We start from the raw sequence: 23,223 nt of genomic DNA, 5'->3' as shown, positions 1-23,223 counted from the left end.
AAACCTACAGAAATAAGTTCTGTAGGTTTTTTATATCATTGATTTCACTTGATTCCATCGGCTATATGCATTGTTTCATAAGCTTCCATTAAAGAATTTTTATATAGATTTCTTACTCGATTTAATTCATAAGAATATTCATCATTGGCCTTTCTTATTTTTTCAGCAATCATATCTTGTTCCTCTACCGTAAGATATGGAACAGGTAATTCAACTAGAAGACGTGCTGGAATAATTTTAATTGTAGTACCCGACTGGATTTGCTGTAATAAATATTGCCCCATCGGACTATCTAAATAGGCATTAATAAATTCAATATTTGTATTTTTTTTCGCTCTTAAAGCATATAAATTTTGCGATAAAATCAAAGGCTCATCGCAATCTGATACTAACGCTTTTTTTATTAAATACCCCCTACTTGATAACAATAAATCTCGGGCCCTTAGTGTATAACGACTGATATCTCGACTATATTCAAGATTCACCCTTTGTATTGTATCAACTTTTAACTCTTGTTGTTCAATATCACTAAGCTTCACAAGCTTAACCTGGCCATCTTTATGTTCATGAATTTTTGTACTTGGTAGATTCAAACCATTAATGACTTCTACGTAATCACCAAGACTTACCTTTTCTTTTATATATTCTGGATAAACATTTAGTTCTCCTAATACTTCATGTACTATTTTTGAATCTTTAACATATCTATTGGTCGCTAGACTATAATTTTCCATGCTACTTATCGCAACTTGTTTACTAAAACCTTCAATATCTTGTGGATTTCTATATACATCTAAACATTTTTTTAATAATTCATCTCTATCGGTAGATTTATCGATTATACCTAAATCCATAAATAATATCTTAGTAATTAATCTTGATTTATTTTTCTTTACAATGACTAGATTACGCTCTAGTAAAGGTTGGCGTCTTCTTTGTTCTTTGAATGAAATTATCGCTTCAATATAGTCTTGATCTAATAAAGACTTTCTAAAATCCTTTTCTAATTCTCTATAAAGTAAGCCGTTAGAAGTTACAAATACCGCCGTACCTTCTAAGTCTAGAATTTTGATTGATTCGTTTATAATCTGCATTTCTTCAGAAATTATTTCTCGTTCAAACATAGAGCTTTTTATTGACTTTATATCGTTTTCGTAGTGTGAGAAAATACAATCATAGATCGGACTTTCAACACTAGATAACGTTCGACTATCACCAAGTCGGAGGAATATATCATATTCTTTGGTAAATAGCATATGAAACTTCGCAAACAAATAAATAGATTTTTTCAGCTCATAACCTGCCATTTTAAGCTTGATAATTTCAAATCGGTTTCTAATCTTCTGTTTAACAAAGACTGAACTTTTACCTACACCAAATGTGCCATCAAAATATCTCAATACTTTATTTGGCTTTTGGCCCTCTAACAGTAATTCACTAGCTATATCCGAAATAAAATCTGGTGTATAGAATAAAAACTCTTGCGGTAAAATGATGTATATTAAATTTGACCAATCAATTGAATGTAAAGGAGTATCGTGACTTAGTAGTTCTGATAAAAATTGTTCCCAGATTTCAAATCGAATCTGCTCTCCTGTCTTTATATAATCTGTTAAATCCTTAAATGACTTGATTGAAAGCTCCTCATCAACACTTCTCAAGTCAAATGAAAATTCAAAATCTCGTTCGACTAAATCATATACATATTTTTTATAAAAGAAATCATCATTATTTTTCTGATCATGGAAATATAAAATTGTTGCAGCATAACCGAACAATTTTCTTTTCTCCAAATCACTATAAACGTTAATATGATTAACATAACTCATAAATATTTTTTCTAAACTCGACATTCCACATCACCATTTCTTAGTAATATACTTACTCAATTCTCACTACATAGACTAACACACTCAATCCGCATTTGACTATATATAGTTCGTTATTTAACAAATTTTTGTCATCTTTCTTCCTTTTTAAATATAACAAAAATGAAAAAAATTAATCACAATTGAGTAAAAATACTACCATGTGTACTTGATAATCCCAAAAATTAAAGGGTTTTATTATAACTTGTAGTACGACTCTCTATTTAAGGTTAACAGTATAGCTTATTTCTTCTTCAAATTCTAATACCTTTAGGTCATTTATTATTCTATATTGCAAACAAATCCGGGGTTATTTTCTTATTTTATTCTGTTGTAATAATTACTGTCAAAATCATCAAATAACAAAAGGTATTGTCGTTCAGTAAGTTTTTGTCTCATAATACGGCCCATAACCGCTTTTGTAACATCGGTGAAAACAGGTTCGTCAGCTCCGAAATATTCAGCAACAAAATCTGTTATCTGTTTTGTTCCGAAAACAGTAAAATTGAGATCGAAGCTTTTCTAGTTAGCATGAAAAAATATAACGTTCTCAATAAATTCCGAAATAGATTTGATACTTTTTTTATTCAAATGCAATGTTAACGGCAAGACAACTACATTTGTTAGTTTATCTAATTCTGCCATGGATAAGCATTCAACTTTAATTTCTTATGACATATGTATTTCCCTCCTTTAAGATAATTACTTTATTATCTTATCTTTTATTTGATCTAGTTCAATTATCTTAAGTCCTGATTGTTGTATCTTATACTGTAAATTGGGCTCTATAACTTCCGAAATGAAATATTGAATATCTGTCCTTACGGCTCATTCATGAATCCATTCAAATTACCCGATGCTAACAATGTAAGCTTTGCTAAGACCATAGTCTAGGTGCGATATAGTTAAATTGCCATGCAACTTCGAAAATCCCATATTATACCTTACAGCTAACCTTGCTTCGTGTAATTTTCTTTTGTCCACCATCTTTAGCTTATAAGCTCTTTTTATTTCTTCTCTTCACGCAAACAATTATAAATAGTCGGAATAGAAACTCCTGTATCTTCTACAATCTCTTTTAGGGAGTAATTTTTACTTTCATCTATTTGAAGCACGTTGTAACCCCATTTATAGTGATAATATTTTATGAATTGGAAAACAATAGTCCTTAAGAAAGGAATGGATGGAAAAGTAATAGTCTCAAATAACATGCAGGGCCAATTGGGCGCTATTGTTGAATAAAACTTAGATTTTCAAACGACTTTATTGTTATATATTTTGCGTAGTGAAATATCTTACATCAAGATTAAACATGCATAACCCCGTCTTATATTTAGAACGGGGTTATGCATGTTTAATCATTTAGAATTAAATAACTTTCATGTATTTCTATATTAGTCTAACTACTTTTTATCTCGTCTTTCTTTGCAAGATGAAATGTAAGAGAGTTTATTTTTTTCTCGTTATTTTCAAAACCAAAGTTCATAACTCCTAAATATGGATTTTCAGCAATTGCTTCTTCAAATAGTACATCGTATTTATCTTTTTCTGGGCTAACATAGTTTCTACCTGCAAATGCACCCGCTAGATAATCCGGAATTCTGTTCAATTCATCGTACCATAAGACTTTCTCTTTAAAAGAAACATTATCTGGGAAAACTAATTCTGGACATTTTTTTTCGCTAATTTTCATATACTCACAAAGATTATGGTAACTTATATTAATAAAGTCTTTTATTAACCCATCATATGAAGTTAACATACTGTCTCTATCTGAAAACCACCCTAGTAATGCGGGTTTTGTTTTAGATTCTTTACTAATAATATAAAATAAATATGATACCATTACGTTAATTAAGTATGTATTTTGGTATAATCTTAAATTAAAAGTTTTTCTTTCCATCTCTTGATTCAATGTTTTCATTTTTTTGATAGTTTCTTTATAGTAGTCGGCTTTTTCTGGAGTATTTTCAATCCATTTTTGCACTCCCTCTATTAATGAATTGATTTCTGATTGATATTCACTTTTTGTTCTCTTAAGAAAATAATGTTTTTCTCTTTTTTCGAATATAAGTGAAAAGTTAAATACATATCCGGATTTTATAAACTCTCCAAATTTTCCATCTATATGTTTCGTCTTTTTGAGGTCTTTGGGAGCTATTAATTTCATTGCTTGTTTCAAATTATCTGGGTGATTAACATATGGAATTATAGTAAAAGTCACTGAATTATATAATTTTTGTTGATCTTCAAAACAATAGTCGCTAAAAATTAACCATTTATCCAATGAGATATCATTTAAGGGTTTAATGAACTCTCTGAATTTTTTAATGATGTCACCATGGAACACTTCATCAAATATTTTCATTTCTCCTTGCAATTAATTTACCCCTTTCTGATTTTCGGTACTTTTACTCTTAGATTCTCTTTTTTGCCTTGTTGTTTTCATCTGTTTATGTAGCAATTGTAAGAATATCTTGCTTATATATTAATTGTTTTTTTTCTATGGGAATCAATATATTAATGAAATTAGAAATAATTATTAACACCAATTAAACACAATTCTTTTTTCATTAGAGCAATAAGAGATATTTGAATATTAAACTGAATATCTCTTATTCACTCTTAAAAATAGTTATTCTAAATAAAACCCTTTATTTTAATATTAGATTTCCCTTTGTATACAAATGAAGTTTTTTATATTACTGACCTATATTAAGGCTGACTCAATATCCTATTTATAAATAAGTCAATCAAAATTAAGACTCTTTTCAGATTTCATCACAAGGACTCAAAGCTAAAAAGAAACATTTATTTATATCTTAAAATTTTTTGTTTATCTTTAATTTTTTCCCACTCCGATTTAATATGATTTTTTAATAGAATTTCAATCTCTTCGGTTTTCTCATAAATATTTCGATCTATTAGTCGATTTAAGGTTTGCACATTATAATGCTCAAAATGCAATTTCCTAAAAAAATCCAAATCATACTTTTTAATAAAGCTCTCCATCTCTACGATATCCTTTTCTTCTGTCCTAAGTTGAACTAGTCTTAGTAAATATCTAAATTTATTTACAGCATCTAATTCTTCCCTCTTATGAGCGTTAAATTGATACTCTATAAGACTACTTAAGTACTTTAATTCTTTATAATTACTCTTTAAAGAATTTTCATTTACACTTACTAAAATCAAGGATATAAAACTTGCTGTATTTTTCTTTAGATTATTTAAAGAGTCTAACCTTTCTTTTAGTACAGTACTAGAATATATATTTCTTTGATTATTTAAAATAGAAAAACCCAAATTTGCTATTCCAATTATTGCTGTAACTATTACTCCAATAGAGGTAAACTTATCTTTGGGTTCAAGTGCTAAAAAACTTTCTATCATATTTTGCAAACTCCTTTTTTAATGCGATAATAAATTATTAATTAAATAATATATAAATTTTATATTTCTATACAGTGACTTTACAATATCAATTATTATCCAAAATAATTTTTAATTAGCTCATATGAAATCATTACGCTATTTCTAGCAGCATATTGTGCATCATATTGTGCATAATTGCTATTTTTCTTTTCATCTGATAAATCACTAACACCTTTAATTCCTATCCCTAAAGGGTTAATGCCATTTGTATTCTCTATTGCATACATAAATCCGTAAATCTCCATATCTATACCTAAAAGCTTACGTTGCTGCTGTTTAATAGCTTGAATTTTATTAGAAGCTGCAACAACTGCCGCTCCGCTAGCAACCGGCCCAATATGGACAGTAAAAGGGTTACTTGGTTTTTGTTCACTAAAATTAGTATACAATTCCATCGTTAAATCATCATCACTTCTTATTATATTCACTTCTTGCTCTAAAGCTTTATTTAATCTGATTTGTAAAGGACTTTGTTTAAATATTATTTCTTCACCCTCAACGGCATATTTTCCATCTCCATAATCCCAACTTGGATCAGAAATTACTACATCTCCTATATTCACTTCAGATTTAACCCCCCCCATAATACCTGGCATAATCATTAGCCTTGGCCTGAATAAATATATCATTTTCATAGTAGTTACTGCAGCAGCCGATAATCCCATTTGATTAGCTGCCACTGCTACCACTCTTAGATATTGATCTTCCACCAATATTCTCCCAATATAATAAATTAAATTGTCAGTTGCAAAGATTTGTTTAACCCAGTTAGCTTCGAGTTTAAGCACTTCACTTAATTCTGGTGATGATAATGCACACACAAATCCTACATCAAATATATAACTATCTGATTGAGGATTTTCTTTCAAACTTTTAATATAAGAAAGTTTATTTTTTATTTGTTCAACCCATTTTAGACTTGTTCTATCAAATTTTATTAATGAAAATAAGTTATTTTCAAAATACTCTTCCACTAATTGCATACTTGTATCATGCTCTGTTAAACCAATTACTTCTTTTGGTAGTTTATATTTTCTCCCGTTCCCCATTGCTCTTTTCAATAATCTCAATCCACCTTCTGGATCCGGGTCCTCCCCAAATCTAAAGGGTAAATTAATATCTAAAATAATTACATCAAATTGAGATTCTCTTAAAGTATTTATACCATCCTGTGAACATTGAACAGTCGAAATATCACTATCGTTCAAAAATTGAAGCTTTGTAAGCTCCCTCCTAATGATTCCTGTTTTATTTACATCATCATCAATTACTAATACCTTCAGCAATTATTTCACCTCAAAATTATCAACTACATCCTGCAACTCATGTTTCCACTCAATACCTGCTGGATTATAATATATTGTTTTTATATAGTTATCCGAAAATTCTTGTCTAAGTTCATCTTTTAATTTATCTAGAGTCATTTTCTTCTCTTCTCCAAAAGATTCAAACTGAGTAACAACTACCGTAGGTATATTAACCTTTCTCCTTCTTAATTGCCTTAGTATTTCCTTTCCTCCAAAGTGCATTACTTTTCCTCCACCTGCTTCTGTTGAAATATCAAAGGTAGGCATACTCATATCTAAAACAAGAAAATGATATTCATTTCTAAGGATTTCTTTCAACCCAGTTTTATATGAACTTTTAGTAGTAATTGATTCAACCTCTGAAATATTAGAAAAGAATTCATTCAATTGTTTAGCCTTATTCGGGTCATCCTCAATAATTAAGATATTCAATAAAACCCCTCCTAAAATTTCATTTTTATTGCAAGGATAAACTCATCTCCGATAATATTATAATCCATACCGCTATCAGCAAATTCTAAATCTACATTCAGAATTTTAGATATTTTCAATAAACCTGATCCACCCTCTGTACTAACTAACCTAAAATCTAATTCATCAATTATTTTTTTATTATTCTCAATATTAGCCAATCGATTCTCTAATGGTTCATTTTCAAACGATATTTTATTTTTACATTCTAATATTAAGTATCCATCCTCTTCTATAACTCTTAATTTAACAGGAATATCCTTTAACATTCCACTCCTCTTAAAAACGTTATCAAAAATAATAACAAAGATATCCACAAACCCTCTTAGTTTTTTTCCCTCTATAGTCTTCAATAACAAATTTTCTACTTCAAATTTTATACTCTTATTTATATTAATTTTATTTGCAACTTCTAATCCTATTCCATAAGCCAAATCTATCTCAAATTCTTTAACGTTCAGGCCTTCACTTCTATTAAACCAATTAGAAACCTGATTAATTTCATGCGCCATGTTTGTTTTTGTTTCAATGATTCTACGTTTTAAATCTGTGAGGGTACCTTTTCCCTGGATACATTCAATATCAAATAAAAGTTTATCAAAGTAATCATTTATGCTATCTAAAAAATTATGAGATATATACTTTTTAATCAGATCTAAGTTCATTTCCGTTCTATACCAAAGATAACTTATTATTTCATCAATAAATTCTTCTAAGTTCATTCCATTATCCGATATTAAAGAATGATATAAACTACGTATAACTCCTGGGCCAATGGTGTATTCAAAATATGAATTTGGAATATATTTTAATTCAGTAGTAATTTGAACTTTTTCCTCTTTTAGACTTCCTACAATAGCATCAAAACTTTCCGAAAAAGAGTTTAATGCTAATATTAGTTTTTCTCTATTTGTATTATCTATAGGATCAACTTTTTCAATCCAATAATCATTTGACACATATTCGTTAGTTATAGAATCCCTAATTGTAATTAATTTTTCTCCCTCAATTGCTCCCCTTAATTGTCCAACTAACGTTCCGTGTCTAATACCTACACTTAAATACCCATCTAATCCATACTCTTTACTGAAAACAAATTGATCTCTTATTTCTTTAACCATACTTTCAAATATATCAATTTTTTCGTTTTTAGGTATAGATATTATGTAGGAATTCATGTTAAGTCGGTAGACCTCATCTAAAAGCCCCCCTTCTTTATGTTTGAAATTTTCAAACCTAACATAGCTTTCTTTCAAGCTTCTCTTTAATAAATTTTTCAATCCATTTTCATCAACATAAATTTTACTTGTTTCAATTTCCCTTTTAACAGTTTTAATTCGTTTAACTCTAGTAATCTCTTTAATTTCTTCATTATAATCTTCAATATTATCGGAATCTATTTCCGCCAATAAATTACATATGTTTATTCTTTCTTCTTCAGCTTCATGCTCCGTCTCTATAATCCATAACTTAGAGAGAACATCAATAACACATACTTCTTTTAAAAAATATATAAATTTTTCTTTATTAAACTTTTCGAAATCTACTTGCTGTAACTCAGATATTAAGTCTACATCATAACTATTTAAAAAATCTTCTAATATATCACTTCGTAGTTCCTCTTTTTCTGAACCTACATATCTTGTAAATAATTCATACACTATTGGGTAATCAATATTTTTGTTGTTTTTTTCTTCATCTTCCAAATTATCTAAAATCCCTTTTAAATCAACATCGCCAATTAAATTAAAACCTTTAATGTAATTATCTATAATTACTTTAATAGCATTTTCATATTCCCCTATACATATGTAAATCTTTATTTTTTCAACCAATATTTCAAATTTAGATAATCTAGTATTATCTAAACGTATGTTTTCATAGCATCTTAATGCTTCTTCATAATTCCCAGTTTGTTGATAAATAGCTGCTGCATATTTATTTTTTCTATCATTAGAAATACTCAAATTTTGTATTTTTTCTATGTCATTAAATAAAAACGCACGATGCAGATTACATGTTGAACTATCCAATTCCCTAAACCTACAATTTAAAATTTCATCTAACTTATCCTTAGGAAATATTCCACTAAATATTTGAGGCTTCACTAACCAATAAAACTTAAACCCATCTAATATACGATTGTATTTGATTTTTTGTAAATCTATTTTAGTATTAAATGCCATGGCAATTAACTTCCAAGACCAAACATTTAAAGAATAATCATATGATATTTTTAGGATATCATCCAAATAATCAATTTCATTTTTTTCTTGTTTATATAATGCACAAAACAATACGATTATTTTATCTAATAGACCTTTAAATTTTCGTTCCGAATCTTTTTTCATATATACAAGTGACTTTGCATATACTTCATAAAAATCAACACACCAAGGACGTTCTATTAATAATTCTTCACATAAAATAATCGTCTTGTTATAATCTCCAATTGTATAACTATCGATAATATTTATAGCTCTTAAATCTACTTCGTAATCTTTTAAATGACTATCCTTCAAGTATGGAAGTAGTAAATTTTTCAAATCTTGGTCATTAATTTCTTTCAGGTTTTTATACAAACCACAAATAAATTCCTCGTCAATCTCCTCATTCTTCAAATAATTTAATAACACTTTTATGAACGAATCATATCTGTCCATCATTGGTAGCTTAGAATCTATCGCCAATAATACTCCTGCATTTTTAGATTCATCGTAATCAAAACTTAACTTGTTTGATAAGTATATTGCTAAAGTAGATTCTAACTTCCCATTAGATACCCCATAAATTCTCTTATATACATCTAATTCGTATTTACCTGGAGTAACAGTCTCCTCAGCTTTAACACTCAGGTGCCTTACCATAAGTTTATATAAATCAGGAACATTATTATTCTCCAAAATTTTAGAACTATATTCTTTTTGCTCATCAAGCCCATAAAATTCTTGATAAACCTTTAGTTTAGTTTCTATAACCCACAAGTTTATTCCGTATTGATTTTCCAATTCTCCTAATAAATCTATACCTGTTTGAATTTCACCATGAAATAAAGAATTAAAGATCCTAGTTCTATACTCTAATATCCTATTAATTTTTTGATGAATTTTCGAAAACAATCTCGAATACCATAATAAATCTCTTTTTAAGTCATCACGTGTATAATCTTCTAGACTATAATAATAACTTAACTTGTTATTCATATCATCGATATTTAGTGGAAATGCTTGATGAAGCAACGCTTTCCTAGATATCTGATTATTAAATAGTTGGTCTACTGCGCTATTAATATTCTTAAATGTAGTCTTTTCCTTTACATACTCTAAAGCAAATACAGGACCTGTCTTCCTTATCTTTGATGCATAAGTTTTAGTTGCATTCATCTAAATTTAACCATCCTTTTTAAAAGATTATTCATCCCTTCAAACTCAATACCTCTATAATAGATATTATATTATTTCTGTGCCATTCTTTGTTAGATTATTGTATTCTTTGTTTTTTATTGAAATACAATTCTTATTTACATTAACCTTAAAAACCTACTTACTCTTTGCAAATTTTTAGACCAACTTATTAAAAATTATATTTTAATAACATTAAAGAAACCACTAACAATGACCTTTTTAAGCTATAAAATTTAATTATCTTCTATAAAATAATTATTTACATTAAATTCACTGCTTTATTTCTAATAGTTTTCCTATTATATTTCAATGCTATGGATACGATTTTCACCTTTTTGATCTGTATGGATTGTAAAAAATCGTACCGTTCTCACCTTCTCTGAAAACCCTATTCTTACACTGATTCATATTAAACTTTTTATTCATATCTATCTCAGTGACTTTAGAAATAACTAGATGCTTAAATAAAGGAAAATCCACGACCTACTAATAATCCAAAATCACACTCTAAATCTTTTTTAATTGAATGGCACAATTTTTTTCTGGTTCTGTTCGTTTAAAGCCTTGCGTAGCTTGCAGTTTTCCTCTTCAAGTTTCTGAACATCCTGTTGCCTTGATTCCACTTGAAGGATAAGTCGTTTATTTACCGCCTCTAACATTTCAATGCGTAACTCCAATTCAAACGCATCCACTATTTGTTGTCGTAAACCATCTAAATGTATTCCAATTTCACGCTTTTCATTTTTAAGCCTTGCATGTTTTTTTATGTTGAAGATATCTTCCTTTTCAATTTCAATAATCCGGTTCTCTATGTATAACTTTAAAGTATTAGTATTTAAATTTATCTGGCTTCTCGGAACTTTTGTTCCTGCTGAAACTGAAAGTATAGAAAGTTTGCTGAATTGTTTTATCTGTTCGTTCAATCGTTTTTGATTCATACAGAAGTCTTGTAGAAATTCTTCTATCTGAACTAACTGTTTTTGAATTATTAAACTTCCAATTCCCTCTAATTTACCGATCCCAAATTTAATAGTGTTTTCATTTACACATTCTTTAATGTTAATGCCAATGTCCATTTTGAAATCTCCTTATCAATTTCATCTATATTGGAAATAATACTTTCTAATTGCGGAAAAGCAGAAAGGAAGGACTCTTTCCCTTCATTTTTCAACTTAAAAAGAATTAACTCATATTCAGGTAAAAGACGATTCTGATAAAATTTACTTAAAGCCATATATTCATTCTCATAATCTCTTTGATATTTTAAATCTTGTTGAACTAAATGTTTATTATGTTGAACTATTATTGCTTTGTCTAAAAAACGTCTATAGGTAAAATCAAAAGATTCAATATTAGGAATAGTCGGGCTAAGGTAATACCACTTTTCAAAGGTTCCTAGACGATATTGACGCTCACATATTATCCCCAAATGTTTTGCACAAACTCCGACAATGTTTTCACGCAATGGATTATATTTTAAGGTGTTTATAATTTGATCAATATCCTTGAAGATGTTGAATTTTTTCTTTTTAAGAAATTTATTTATTTCCTCATATGCTTTTATTAATCTTGGTTCTGATTGTTCATTTTTTATAAAATAATTTTGATTATCAGAGTCCAGCCCTAACGAATTTCCATCAGATGATGCCCGCTTAAATAATGTTTCTTTTACAATTTTATCATCTCGAAAATAGTGTTTCGTCATATCTTCATCAAGGTGGTTCATATGTTCCCGTATCCATTGTAAACTTACTTTATCCTTCAAAATATTAGCAATTGCGACCCGAAATTGATGAGCATTCAAATTTAAAAATTTTTCAACTGTGCTGTTTGGGAATTTTCTTCTCTCTATGTAGCCCATTAAATATAATCCTACTTTCTGACAATGAACTTGGGTTTGTTCAAAATCCGTTAAACCTTTGAATAGTTCTTGATGTCTATAAAAAAAGAAATCAAACATATATGCAAAAGCTGTATCACTATACTTTTTACCCCTCTGATTCAGAAATAAGTAATTGGTTTTTCCTTTTATCCTTCTTTCTTCCGATAATTCTTCAAGAGTATGATAAGCTTTTAATGTATTAGGAAAAGCAATTGTTTTAGTCCAACGACCTTTTTTCCTACCAGTTGTTTTGTAAGTGAAAAATTCAAGAATATAGGCTTTTTCCTTTTTATTCAATATCTCAATACCTTTTAATTTGTTTACTTCTAATAACTGGAGTTCGCCTCTTCTCATTCCTGTATAAGATAAAATCACAATCAAACAAGCCATCATCCTGTCCTCAATTGTAAGACTATCATCATCCATATCCTTTAAAGCAGCCTGCACAACCTTCTTATAAATTCTCATAGGAATGTTAGGTGTTTTATTTGCAACTATTTCAGCTTTTATTTCTTCCCAGGAAATGCTACGAATAATATTTTGATATTGTGATTTCCTTATATTATGCCCTGCTATTTCACACTCTTTAAGAAGATCTCCTATCGGAGACAATTTTTTTGCCAATGTGAACTTGTTCCTCCCCTTTTGCTTATAGCCTTCAATATACTCCTTAATGATTTCAGGTGTTAAATATCTTAAATCATACATATATTTTTCATTCTCTAAAAACCGAATAAAACTATTTATTGTTAAGCATTTCTTATTAACTGTTATACTCCTATTACCTACAAAGAACATTTGTCTAAGGGCGACTTTCTTTGATAACACCCGGAAAATTTTCGACTTAATAGATGAGAAATTTATTACCACATTTCTATGTCCCTCATCGAAAAAATTCCATTTGTTATCTGAGAATCTTATGCTTGCTGTAATAAAGAGAGACGGCTCATCAATATAATCACCTTTTAGATAGTTTTCTTTTCCGAGTAACAAACTTGCATTATTAATGTTCCAATCAATTTCTTCTTTTATCTTGGGTATGGTTGTATTCATACTTCCCCCTCCATAATGGCATACATTTCAGCAAGGTAGCTACCATATAGCTCAATTAATCCAGTATAAAATTTTTTTTCAGCAACAGATGAAGAACTTCCCTTCTTGTTCATGTATACCTTCATTCGTTGCTCAAAAATAGTATTATGCTCTACTGTTGTGACGAACTTTTTACAAGTCAAACATTTATAAAAACTGTCCTCATCTGTATCAATCTTTACACAAGATTCACTCGCACAGTTACCAGCACCACTTTGAACAGGAGGGAGACTTTCAACAGTTTTGCTATCAACGATAGATCCTGGTAATTCATCTTTCAAAATAGAAACTTCATAAAGTGCTTCTACATATCGTTTAGTGTTTTCCTTATTTCGATAATGCTTTGCTGCAACAACTGCGGAGTTTCCAGTAATAACCCCAACCTCTAACGTTGATATAAGACCATCCTCAACCATTTGCCAAGCTTTTTCAATATAGGTGTGTCTCAAATTATAAGGTGTATATTTCAATTTAATTTTCCCCTGCTCAAAAAGTCTCTTTGATATTGTTGTAAATGCTTTATTAAACGAATGTTTTGCTGCTATCACCTGGTCTTTATAACGGTTGTCCTTACAAATAAAAATATATTTCTTTAAAGATTTTTCTGCTATTTCCTTTAATGGCTGAGTAATTTTTATAGATTTTTGCAATAATCTAATATGTTCCATCACAAGAACTTCTTTTATCTTTCTTCTACCTGATGTTTTTGCGTAATATTCAATAGTTCCAAATTTCCTACCATCATCAACTGAAATAATACAATCTCTTTCTAGTGCAAAAATTTCACCAGGACGAAGTTTTGTTTCTATGGCCAACTGTAAAACAATTAACATTATTTCATTTTCATTATTAAACTTCCTCTCCAATTCTTCTTGTATTTCTTTAAAATCTTCAAGAGGAATTGGAGTTCCCCCCTTATCATTCACATCAATTGTAGAAAATTGTTCCATCATAATATCGGAAATGCTATATCGAGGTTGAATATGCTTTATAAATTTTCTAATGGCCTTTATATTATAATTAATAGTTGAATCTGTATATTCCTTATTCGACGCAAGACTTATATAGTAAAAAATCAAAAATCTACTTGAAAATGGCTTCAAATCAGTTAACAATAAATTATTAAATTGTAACATTTGCTGCTCCTGTTGATAATAAATTTCAGCTTTGTTCAGAAAATCTACCATTATACAAAAATGGTTAGACATATTATTATAAGACAAATCCAATTTCCAAATATAATCTTTTAAGACATTTCTAAACTCAATATTATGAACTAACTCAAAATTCATTAGAGAATTTTTAGAGTTTGCAATATGAGCACCATGCTTATTCGGATCTGCAACAACAAACCATTTATCCGATTTAGGATAGACTCCCAATGAATTAAGATTAACAATTTTATAACACTGCTCTATACTAGTTAAGTAGTGCTTATGAATAATAAGGTCTCTATTGAATGAGAATGAGTTAAATAATCTTACTCCATTTTCCTCCAGATAGATTCCGTCAATATACCTGTAAAATTTAACTAAAAATTGTTTGAAATATACATACACTGGAGTATGATTAGATTCCATGAACGAATTAAAGTAAAGTAATTGTTGTTTAAACGTTTGTTCATTAAAGTCTTCGAAACTATTAATTTCTTGACTACCTAAACTTCCCTCAAATAAAGTAACCATCAGTCTATTATCGAATTTATTCAATTTCCTTTTTGGTAAAATGTTAAGAAAGTTTTTCATTGTGTTTAATAAGAATTGGCTACAAGTTGGTAAGAAAAAATTTACAAAGTTTACACTACCATCATTATGAAAATTTTCTACCTGGATAATTTGGTTTGCACTAGAGTTAATGGGGAAGTTAGTACGAATACAATTGTTTATATAAGGAGTGTAATTTTGTTTGCCCTCAATTCTTTTAAATTCTCTAGTTAAAAGAAGGTTGCTATTCCTGGCAATAAAAGATTTAACTTGCGAATTAGTTATTGTATCAGAAGCAAGTGCGTGTAGATAAAGCCCCCGTGTCATTTGCCTAAAAGGTGAATGAAATCCGTTTCTTTTCCCAAGTGGTATTTCATGCATAATCTTACAGTAATTTTCCCATGTAAAATCCTCTTGTTTAAGAATGAACTTCCCTAAAATTTCTATATAACACTTTATTATTACAACTTTTACATTTTCTTTTTTGTTTACTGGATGCATTATAAATGGTCTTTCTAGCAGGATGTTCTGCATTCCACTTGTTTGTAACCATTCCACCAAAAGAATTTTCAGTATATTTCCAAATTGATATTTCTCTATATTCTCTGTAATACTCTTAATTTCTTCTTCATTATAAAAATTATTTGTGTTAATCATTAGAATAAAATCTTTCTTTATTTTTCATTAATAGCTCCACCTTATCATTCTCGTCTGGATTATAATATGTTTTACAGCTTTCTGGACTTTTATGACGAAGTGCTTTTTGAAGTTCATATTCATTTGAACCCTGTTTTGCAAGTTTCATAGCAAAAGCGTGGCGAAATCTATGGCTTAAATTAGTTTCTTTTTTATTTTTATCCATTGAAATCCCAGCTTCGGCGAAAATTTTCCGGAGAATATAATTCCATCCTGCCTGAGATAATGAAGTATAGTGTTGATGATTTAAGAAAATATATTGATTCTCATCACCCAAAAGAGAAATCGTACCAACCCTATCCGCAATTGTTTTCCTGTTTAAATTTTCTCTTTTTTTAGGGCTTTGGCTTAAAACGATATCATCTCTCGATTCATCAATGTATTCTTGGATAAGTTCTCCCATATCTTCACAAATAAAAACTACTTGGTATCCAAGACCATTACCTTCTGTATTGTAGCTACGACTACTATAAGTATCTATGGTTTCAGGAACCATTACTCCCTTTGCTCTCTGTGTCGGTTTGTCAGATACTCTATTTCGAATGATAAGCCTATAATATCCATTATTGGTTTGCTCAATATCTTCAAAAGTAGTCCCTAATACTTCACCTAAACGTAGTCCATAATCATACATCAAGTTGATAATAACCTTTTCACGCAAACCATAATTTTCCTCAACGATTCCCATAATTTTTTTGTACTCATTAGGTCTTATATATTTTGGAACAGATTTTCCTAGGTCACCTACATTTTTATTTGCCGTATATCGTTCGTGTGTTGTTTTTTTTACGTGTGCAAAAAAACCTTTTCCAATTGATACTCCTATTTTTATAGTGTCAAATAACGTCGTGTTTGAGAAATCATACATTTTGTATAAAAAATCCCTGTACACATTTAAATAATGATTAAATGTTTGATTATCACGTCTAACTCGTAAATCTAACCCCCATACTTGACCGTCTTTTTTTCCCCCTTCCAAAAACAAACGAAGATCTTTGATATCATCGTTTGTTAAATCTGTAGGATTATTAATATGTACTAGTTCCAAAAAGGAAAAAAAAACTTTTAATGCTGAGAAAGCACTTTCTCTTTTTTTATACTTAGCATCACCAATTTCTTTATTTAAATATTTATTGGCAGCAACTATTAAATTCCCATTAATATCAGTAACAATAAAATATGTCATTTTTCTTTCTGTGGATTTCTTTATATAACCAATTGCTCCAAACCTCTGAATCAGTTCATTATTGCTATCATAACGTTCATACACAGTTCCTAATAATGTTTGTTTCTCCCTAATGACACCCATATAGATCCCCCCTCTACAGGACTATCTCCCTCTAATAGCATTAATATTATGCACTTAAATATCGAAGTTTTTCATTTGAGCCCTACTTTGCTTAAAACCCTACTATTATCATTATGCAGTTTCAGATTATTAGCCAGTTCTCTCGTTTATCATAAGTATATATTACATCGAAAAATTTACAATACTTTCCTAAATTCTTGTACTATCGATTAGCTTATCATAACCGATTAATACAACTCGATTCATCATAAGTTATACCACCTCACATGTTTTTCTTTATTGTAAAGAAAAATGAATGAAGGGTAAAAAGTGCAGAATGATATGTTTGTAAGTACAAAGTATTGTTTTATATCTTACAAACATGAAAAAGAAACCGTACATATTTTAAACATGCACGGTTTCAAAAATATTATACTTCACTGCAAAAGATGTAATATCCCGCGCGCGCCATCTTTATTTCAGCACAATACATTACATTTCCCAAATGAAAAGTAAGCGATTTAATTTTACTCTCAAATTTTAGTTATTCATCACATTCAACCGCATATCCTTCGATAGCTGAACAAATAACTTCTGATGATGGATACGTTAAAGCATCATCTAGTTCTATGAAAAAACTTTTAGAAAATAGTTTTTTCATAATCCTTTTTCTCTTCATCATATTCCATCCCCCTTCAATTCGAGTCAATGTTACACCATATTTTCAATTTATCTTTGAAAATAGAAAAATCCTGCATTTTTCATGCAGGATTTTTTTACTAGTCATTTTTCGTAAAGTAAGAAACAAAACGAAGAATTTCTAAGTATAACCATACTAGAGTCATCATGAGACCCATTGCACTGTACCACTCCATATACTTTGGAGCTTGGCTACGCGCACCACTTTCGATTAAATCGAAATCTAGTAATAAGTTTAATGAAGCAACTACAATAACAACCGCACTAATGATAATACCAATAGTTCCACCTTGGTGAATATATGGTACAGTTACACCGAACATATTTAATAAGAATACGATCAAATACATAACCAGAATCCCCATTGTTGCAGCCATTACACCCGTACGGAATTTATCAGTTACCTTTACAACGCGCGTCGCATATAAAACTAACATTGCAAATAAAATTGAAATTGTTAGTAATACAGCGTTTAAAACGATAGCATCGCCAAATTTCATTGTATAAATCGCTGAAATACTTCCTAGTACAACCCCTTCTACCGCTGCATAGATTGGCGCCCCGATTGGTGCCATTCGCGGGAAGAAGATAGATGCAAATGCAATAATTGCTGCGATTACTAATGCACCAATTAATACTGGCATTTTCATCGTACCCTCTACCATCTGTATGTATGAATAGACAGACGTTGCAAGTAGTAAGATAAGCATAATGAACGTTTTGCCTACTGTTCCACCAATAGTCATCGCAGAAGCATTTGCTCCCTCTTTACGGAATGCCTCTTTTTTCAACATTGGATTAGATGTTCTCATTTTTTCCCCTCCTAAAATAGGTTCTACCAATAGTGTAAAGTTTTTCTCTTTACTTTTCAATATATGCAGCTTGTTTTTATTTTAAACCTTCAACGATGTCTGATAGTTCGCTCCATCGTTCCATCGTTTTTTCTAGTTCTTCTTCTATTTTCTGCCCTGCTTCAGATAGTTCTTGTGCCTTTGTGAAGTCAGATCCGACATTTGTAAGTTCTTCTCCAATTGACTCAAGTTTCTCTTCTAATTGTGCGATTGTATCTTCAATTGTTTCCCATTCACGCTGCTCGTTATATGAGAGTTTACGTTTACGTTGTTGTTTCGGAGCTTCTACTACTTTTTTCTCTTTCTGAACTTCCGCTTTCTCAATAAGTTCTTTCGTCTTTTCCACTTCTAAATAATCAGTATAGCTACCTAGGAATTCACGCACTTCGCCTCCGCCAGTAAAGATGAACAACTCATCTACTACTTTATCTAAGAAGTAACGGTCATGCGATACAGTTAAAACGACACCTGGAAAATCTTCTAAATAATCTTCTAACACTGTTAATGTTTGTGTATCTAGATCATTCGTAGGTTCATCAAGTAATAGTACGTTCGGTTCTCCCATTAAAATACGTAATAAATATAAACGTCTTCTTTCACCACCAGATAGTTTACCAAGCGGTGTACCATGTGAATGCGTCGGGAATAAGAAACGCTCTAACATTTGAGATGCGCCAATTACTTTTCCGTCTGTCGCATGAATGACTTCCGCAATTTCTTTAATATATTCAATCATACGCTGATTTAAATTCATCTCTTCATTTTCTTGCGTATAATAAGCAACTTTTACAGTTTGTCCAACTTCAATTTCACCACTATCAGGAGATAGTTTGCCTGCGAGCATATTTAATAGAGAAGATTTCCCGCTTCCATTTGCTCCGATGATTCCGATACGATCACCAGGCTTCACAATATGATTAAAATTATGCAATACCGTTTTATCGCCAAATTTTTTCGTTACATCTTTTAATTCAAGTACTTTTTTTCCTAACCGACTTCCACTTAAAGCAATATCAACTGACTGTTTTGCAGCTGGTCCCTCTTGCTCTTTCAGTTCATCAAAGCGTTGAATACGTGCTTTTTGTTTTGTAGAACGAGCTTTGGCACCACGACGAATCCATGCAAGTTCCCGACGATATAAATTTTGGCGTTTTGATTCTTGCGCCAATTCCTGCTCTTCACGAAGTGCTTTCGCTTCTAAAAATGTACTATAGTTTCCTTCGTAGCTATATAGTTTACCGTTATCTAATTCAAAGATACGGTTTGTCACACGATCTAAGAAATAACGATCATGGGTTACAAGTAATACCGCACCTGTATATCTTGCTAAATATTCTTCTAACCATTCAACTGTCTCATGGTCAAGATGGTTCGTAGGCTCGTCTAAAATTAATAAATCAGGTGTTTCAATAAAACATTGCGCCATTGCGATACGTTTTTTCTGTCCACCAGATAAATTTCCAACAGTTGCTGTGAAATCAGTAATTCCTAATTTTGTTAAAAGAGATTTCGCATTTGCATTCGCTTCCCATGCACTCATTGCATCCATACGTTGCTGCACTGCAAATAATTGTTCCTGTACTTTTTCATTACTTGGATCTTTTTCGATATTTAATAGTGCCTTTTCATAATCACGAAGAAGACGAATTAAAGGTGTATCACCATGGAACACTTGCTCTAATACAGTTAGTTTTTCATCAAACTCTGGTTGCTGTGATAAATAACTAATTGTATATCCACGTGAATGCGTCATATCACCTGTATCAGGAGTTTCTAATCCTGCAATAATTTTTAATAATGTCGATTTACCAGTACCGTTTACACCAATAATTCCGACACGTTGTCCTTCTGTAATACTACATGATATTCCATCAAATAACGGTTTTTCTCCGTATGATTTCGATAAGTTCTCCACAGTTAACATTTTCATATTTGTGCATTCCACTCTTTCATAAATTGTTCAATAAACTGTTCCATATAACGATGACGAACTTCAGCCTCTTGTTTTGCCGCGTTCGTATTCATTAAGTCTTTTAATTTTAAAAGTTTTTCATAAAAATGATTTAACGATGGATCGTTATTTTTTCTATACTCTTCTTTCGTCATTACTTCACGCGGCGGAATTGTTGGATCATACATTAATCTCCCTTTCGCTCCCCCGTATGCAAATGTACGTGCAATTCCAATTGCACCAAGTGCGTCTAAACGGTCCGCATCTTGAACAATTTTCCCTTCAACTGACGTAACCGCGCCGCCATGTCCACCCTTATAAGACATGTTGGCAATGATATGAAGAATATGTTTACTTTCTTCCTCATCTACATGTAACTCTTCTAACCAATCAGAAACTTTTTTCATTCCTGCTTCTTCACTTTCATTTAACTTTTCATCTGCCACATCGTGAAGTAATGCTGCCATTTCAATTATAAAACGATTTCCTCCTTCTTGCTCGGATAAAGAAATCGCCAATTTATGTACGCGTTCAATATGATACCAATCATGCCCACTCGCATTTTTTTCTAAAATGTGCTTTACGAAAGTTATTGTTTTTTTTATTTTTTCTTGTTTTATCATTTTATCTTCACCCAGTTACTTATTGTAACACGCCCGCATTTTTTCATCACATATTTTCTTGTCCGCCCATACACTAGGTGGTAGGCATCATTATGAAGGAGGAATAAACATGTTCTATAATAATCAACCACCTTACCCACAACAACCTTTTTACCCTCAACATCAGGAACAAAGATATGCTGAACAATATGAAGAACAAGAGTTACAACAGCAAGAACAACAATATGAACAAAATCCATACGCAACACCGCAAAATCAGGGAACTGACTATCAACAAAGTCCATACGACACACGTCCAAATTATGAATATCCTCAAAATCCATATGCAGCACCTCAAACTCAAGAACAGCAATATCAAGAAAATCCATATGACACACGTCCAAATTATGAATATCCTCAAAACCCATACACAGCACCTCAAACTCAAGAACAACAATATCCTCAAAATCCATACTCAACTCAGCAACAACAACAACAACAACAACAACAAATGTATCAACCAAACTACGACGCACGTGTCTCACCACCTAAACCACCAACAATTGATCCGACGCAACCACAAATTTTACCACCTGGACCAACATTAGATATTACTCAGCCACAAATTTTACCACCTGGCCCTATAACAGAACCTACGCAACAACAAATCCAGCAAGTTGTCGGTACACAATTCTTACCTTTTAAAAAGCCTGTACTAGATTTCGTAAAACCTTGGGTAGATTACGGTTTAAATGAAGCAAAACACACATCACATAAACATGCGTTAACTGAAGTTGCTGCGATTATGTTTTTAGTTGGTAAAGGATTTAATCCTACGATTGCGCATTATATTGTAGAATCTTGGGAGAAGAATGAACAGTTTTAGGGTTGTTCATTTTATATTATATAAAACTATAAAAGTGCCACAAATGCCTGTTATACAAGCATTTGCAGCACTTTTTATTTGTTATATTATATTCCAAAAAGGGATTTCATATTTTTTCACGTGTTTTTATATTATTTGTGAGCAAAATGTGAGCAAATAATAGCCTTTTAATTAAACTGTACTAGGGCGATTTTCATTTTAAAAACCATTCATTCAACATAAATTCCCACAATAAATTTTGTATTACAATCACCTTGATAAATAGGTATTATCGTGGATTACCTATTGAGAACTATAACAAACACATATGTTGTAAAATACATTTTTTTGAGGGAACTTTAACCATTTATTGTTATGATTATATCTGCAATATTTCCCCAGGAGAGTTCCTATAAAGAACAATAGGATAATGGACATACATACTAGGCACTCCCCTTCTTTAATACGTTCATAGAAATAAGAACAAAAGGTATGTATCAAATTGAGGGAAAAGTAGATGGAATAACATATATTGTTGGATTTAAAAATGGCAAAATAGGACAATTATATCCTAAATAGAAATCCGAGGAGACGTTAATATGATTAGTGTAAAATCATATATAAAAAATGATAAAATAATAACTTCATTAGATAATATTGAAAGTAACTTTCTTGAATATTTCATACATTTTGATAACGCGAAATGTTTAGAACTAGTTATTGATTTGGATTATATGGAAGGTGCAATAATAATAAACTACTACGGAAATACTATTTTAGGATTTAAAGAATGGGATATGATTGATCAGTTATGGTCATATTTCATAAATGCAATTGAAGAATTGCTTGAAAATCAAAACGATGTAAGTTTTGATTTTCAAGACCAACCTTTAGAGGTAAAAATGCAGGTTATTTCGCAAGAGCAAATTTTATTATCTATTGCAGGAGAAAAAACATGTTTTAATAAAGATGAATTATTATTAACTTTATTAAAAGGAGCAGAAAACTTTTTTGATATATTGAAAGAATGTCCTGATGAATATCTTGCAGAACAGAGTAATAATGAATTAAAGAGAATAGAAAAATTATTAAATAAATTGAACATTTAA

Annotated in this window: 15 protein-coding genes and 1 pseudogene; 2 read left to right on the top strand and 14 right to left on the bottom strand. The window is 30.4% G+C overall.

What is annotated here, in order from left to right:
- Positions 1-44: 44 nt before the first annotated feature.
- From MR065_RS07690 to MR065_RS07625, 14 genes and pseudogenes are all read right to left on the bottom strand, one after another.
- Positions 45-1,853 (bottom strand): N-6 DNA methylase, encoded by a 1,809-nt coding sequence (locus MR065_RS07690; RefSeq protein WP_242213166.1) that lies wholly within the window; start codon positions 1,851-1,853, stop codon positions 45-47.
- Positions 1,854-3,267: 1,414 nt separating this feature from the next.
- Entirely contained in the window at positions 3,268-4,248 is a 981-nt protein-coding gene (locus tag MR065_RS07685; protein ID WP_242213165.1) for a hypothetical protein, read from the bottom strand.
- A 431-nt stretch (positions 4,249-4,679) separates the two neighbouring features.
- Complete coding sequence (locus MR065_RS07680) at positions 4,680-5,261, bottom strand: hypothetical protein (RefSeq protein ID WP_242213164.1); 582 nt, start codon at positions 5,259-5,261, stop codon at positions 4,680-4,682.
- 95 nt (positions 5,262-5,356) lie between these two features.
- Entirely contained in the window at positions 5,357-6,589 is a 1,233-nt protein-coding gene (locus MR065_RS07675) for a phosphorylase family protein (RefSeq protein WP_242213163.1), read from the bottom strand.
- Entirely contained in the window at positions 6,590-7,042 is a 453-nt protein-coding gene (locus MR065_RS07670) for a response regulator (protein ID WP_242213162.1), read from the bottom strand.
- Between the two features lie 11 nt (positions 7,043-7,053).
- Positions 7,054-10,464 carry a hypothetical protein gene (locus MR065_RS07665; protein ID WP_242213161.1) on the bottom strand — a complete coding sequence of 1,137 codons (3,411 nt, stop codon included), beginning with the start codon at positions 10,462-10,464 and terminating at the stop codon, positions 7,054-7,056.
- Between the two features lie 539 nt (positions 10,465-11,003).
- Positions 11,004-11,561 carry a hypothetical protein gene (locus tag MR065_RS07660; protein WP_242213160.1) on the bottom strand — a complete coding sequence of 186 codons (558 nt, stop codon included), beginning with the start codon at positions 11,559-11,561 and terminating at the stop codon, positions 11,004-11,006.
- Positions 11,528-13,420, bottom strand: a complete 1,893-nt coding sequence (locus MR065_RS07655; protein ID WP_242213159.1) for a tyrosine-type recombinase/integrase — start codon at positions 13,418-13,420, stop codon at positions 11,528-11,530. Before MR065_RS07655 ends, MR065_RS07660 begins: the two co-directional genes overlap by 34 nt.
- Positions 13,417-15,819, bottom strand: a complete 2,403-nt coding sequence (locus MR065_RS07650) for a site-specific integrase (protein ID WP_242213158.1) — start codon at positions 15,817-15,819, stop codon at positions 13,417-13,419. The genes MR065_RS07655 and MR065_RS07650 overlap by 4 nt, the downstream gene beginning before the upstream one ends.
- Complete coding sequence (locus MR065_RS07645; protein WP_242213157.1) at positions 15,812-17,167, bottom strand: tyrosine-type recombinase/integrase; 1,356 nt, start codon at positions 17,165-17,167, stop codon at positions 15,812-15,814. The genes MR065_RS07650 and MR065_RS07645 overlap by 8 nt, the downstream gene beginning before the upstream one ends.
- 409 nt (positions 17,168-17,576) lie before the next feature.
- Positions 17,577-17,828 (bottom strand): annotated as a pseudogene (locus MR065_RS07640) (DUF4318 domain-containing protein).
- Between the two features lie 97 nt (positions 17,829-17,925).
- Positions 17,926-18,657, bottom strand: a complete 732-nt coding sequence (locus tag MR065_RS07635; RefSeq protein ID WP_098252937.1) for a Bax inhibitor-1/YccA family protein — start codon at positions 18,655-18,657, stop codon at positions 17,926-17,928.
- 76 nt (positions 18,658-18,733) lie between these two features.
- Positions 18,734-20,626 (bottom strand): ABC-F family ATP-binding cassette domain-containing protein, encoded by a 1,893-nt coding sequence (locus tag MR065_RS07630; RefSeq protein ID WP_242213156.1) that lies wholly within the window; start codon positions 20,624-20,626, stop codon positions 18,734-18,736.
- A complete protein-coding gene (locus MR065_RS07625; protein ID WP_242213155.1) occupies positions 20,623-21,270 on the bottom strand; it encodes an HD domain-containing protein in 648 nt (215 codons plus the stop codon). Before MR065_RS07625 ends, MR065_RS07630 begins: the two co-directional genes overlap by 4 nt.
- Positions 21,271-21,379: 109 nt before the next feature.
- Between MR065_RS07625 and MR065_RS07620 the strand changes: the two genes are divergently transcribed.
- Complete coding sequence (locus MR065_RS07620) at positions 21,380-22,135, top strand: hypothetical protein (RefSeq protein ID WP_242213154.1); 756 nt, start codon at positions 21,380-21,382, stop codon at positions 22,133-22,135.
- Positions 22,136-22,713: 578 nt separating this feature from the next.
- The gene (locus tag MR065_RS07615) at positions 22,714-23,223 is read left to right on the top strand and encodes a hypothetical protein (RefSeq protein WP_242213153.1); all 510 of its coding nucleotides are present in this window, start codon (positions 22,714-22,716) and stop codon (positions 23,221-23,223) included.

The sequence above is a fragment of the Bacillus cereus group sp. BfR-BA-01383 genome (genome assembly GCF_022663495.1).
In the GTDB taxonomy this organism is placed as follows: Bacteria; Bacillota; Bacilli; order Bacillales; family Bacillaceae_G; genus Bacillus_A; species Bacillus_A cereus_AU.
The sequence above is the reverse complement of the archived record's forward strand: the minus strand, read 5'-3'. Positions and strand labels throughout refer to the sequence as shown.

Bases quoted from the DNA above. Each gene is read 5' to 3' on its own strand.
- MR065_RS07690 (WP_242213166.1), bottom strand. From the start codon at position 1,853: ATGTCGAGTTTAGAAAAAATATTTATGAGTTATGTTAATCATATTAAC.
- MR065_RS07680 (WP_242213164.1), bottom strand. From the start codon at position 5,261: ATGATAGAAAGTTTTTTAGCACTTGAACCCAAAGATAAGTTTACCTCT.
- MR065_RS07665 (WP_242213161.1), bottom strand. From the start codon at position 10,464: ATGAATGCAACTAAAACTTATGCATCAAAGATAAGGAAGACAGGTCCT.
- MR065_RS07660 (WP_242213160.1), bottom strand. From the start codon at position 11,561: ATGGACATTGGCATTAACATTAAAGAATGTGTAAATGAAAACACTATT.
- MR065_RS07655 (WP_242213159.1), bottom strand. From the start codon at position 13,420: ATGAATACAACCATACCCAAGATAAAAGAAGAAATTGATTGGAACATT.
- MR065_RS07650 (WP_242213158.1), bottom strand. From the start codon at position 15,819: ATGATTAACACAAATAATTTTTATAATGAAGAAGAAATTAAGAGTATT.
- MR065_RS07645 (WP_242213157.1), bottom strand. From the start codon at position 17,167: ATGGGTGTCATTAGGGAGAAACAAACATTATTAGGAACTGTGTATGAA.
- MR065_RS07635 (WP_098252937.1), bottom strand. From the start codon at position 18,657: ATGAGAACATCTAATCCAATGTTGAAAAAAGAGGCATTCCGTAAAGAG.
- MR065_RS07630 (WP_242213156.1), bottom strand. From the start codon at position 20,626: ATGAAAATGTTAACTGTGGAGAACTTATCGAAATCATACGGAGAAAAA.
- MR065_RS07625 (WP_242213155.1), bottom strand. From the start codon at position 21,270: ATGATAAAACAAGAAAAAATAAAAAAAACAATAACTTTCGTAAAGCAC.
- MR065_RS07620 (WP_242213154.1), top strand. From the start codon at position 21,380: ATGTTCTATAATAATCAACCACCTTACCCACAACAACCTTTTTACCCT.
- MR065_RS07615 (WP_242213153.1), top strand. From the start codon at position 22,714: ATGATTAGTGTAAAATCATATATAAAAAATGATAAAATAATAACTTCA.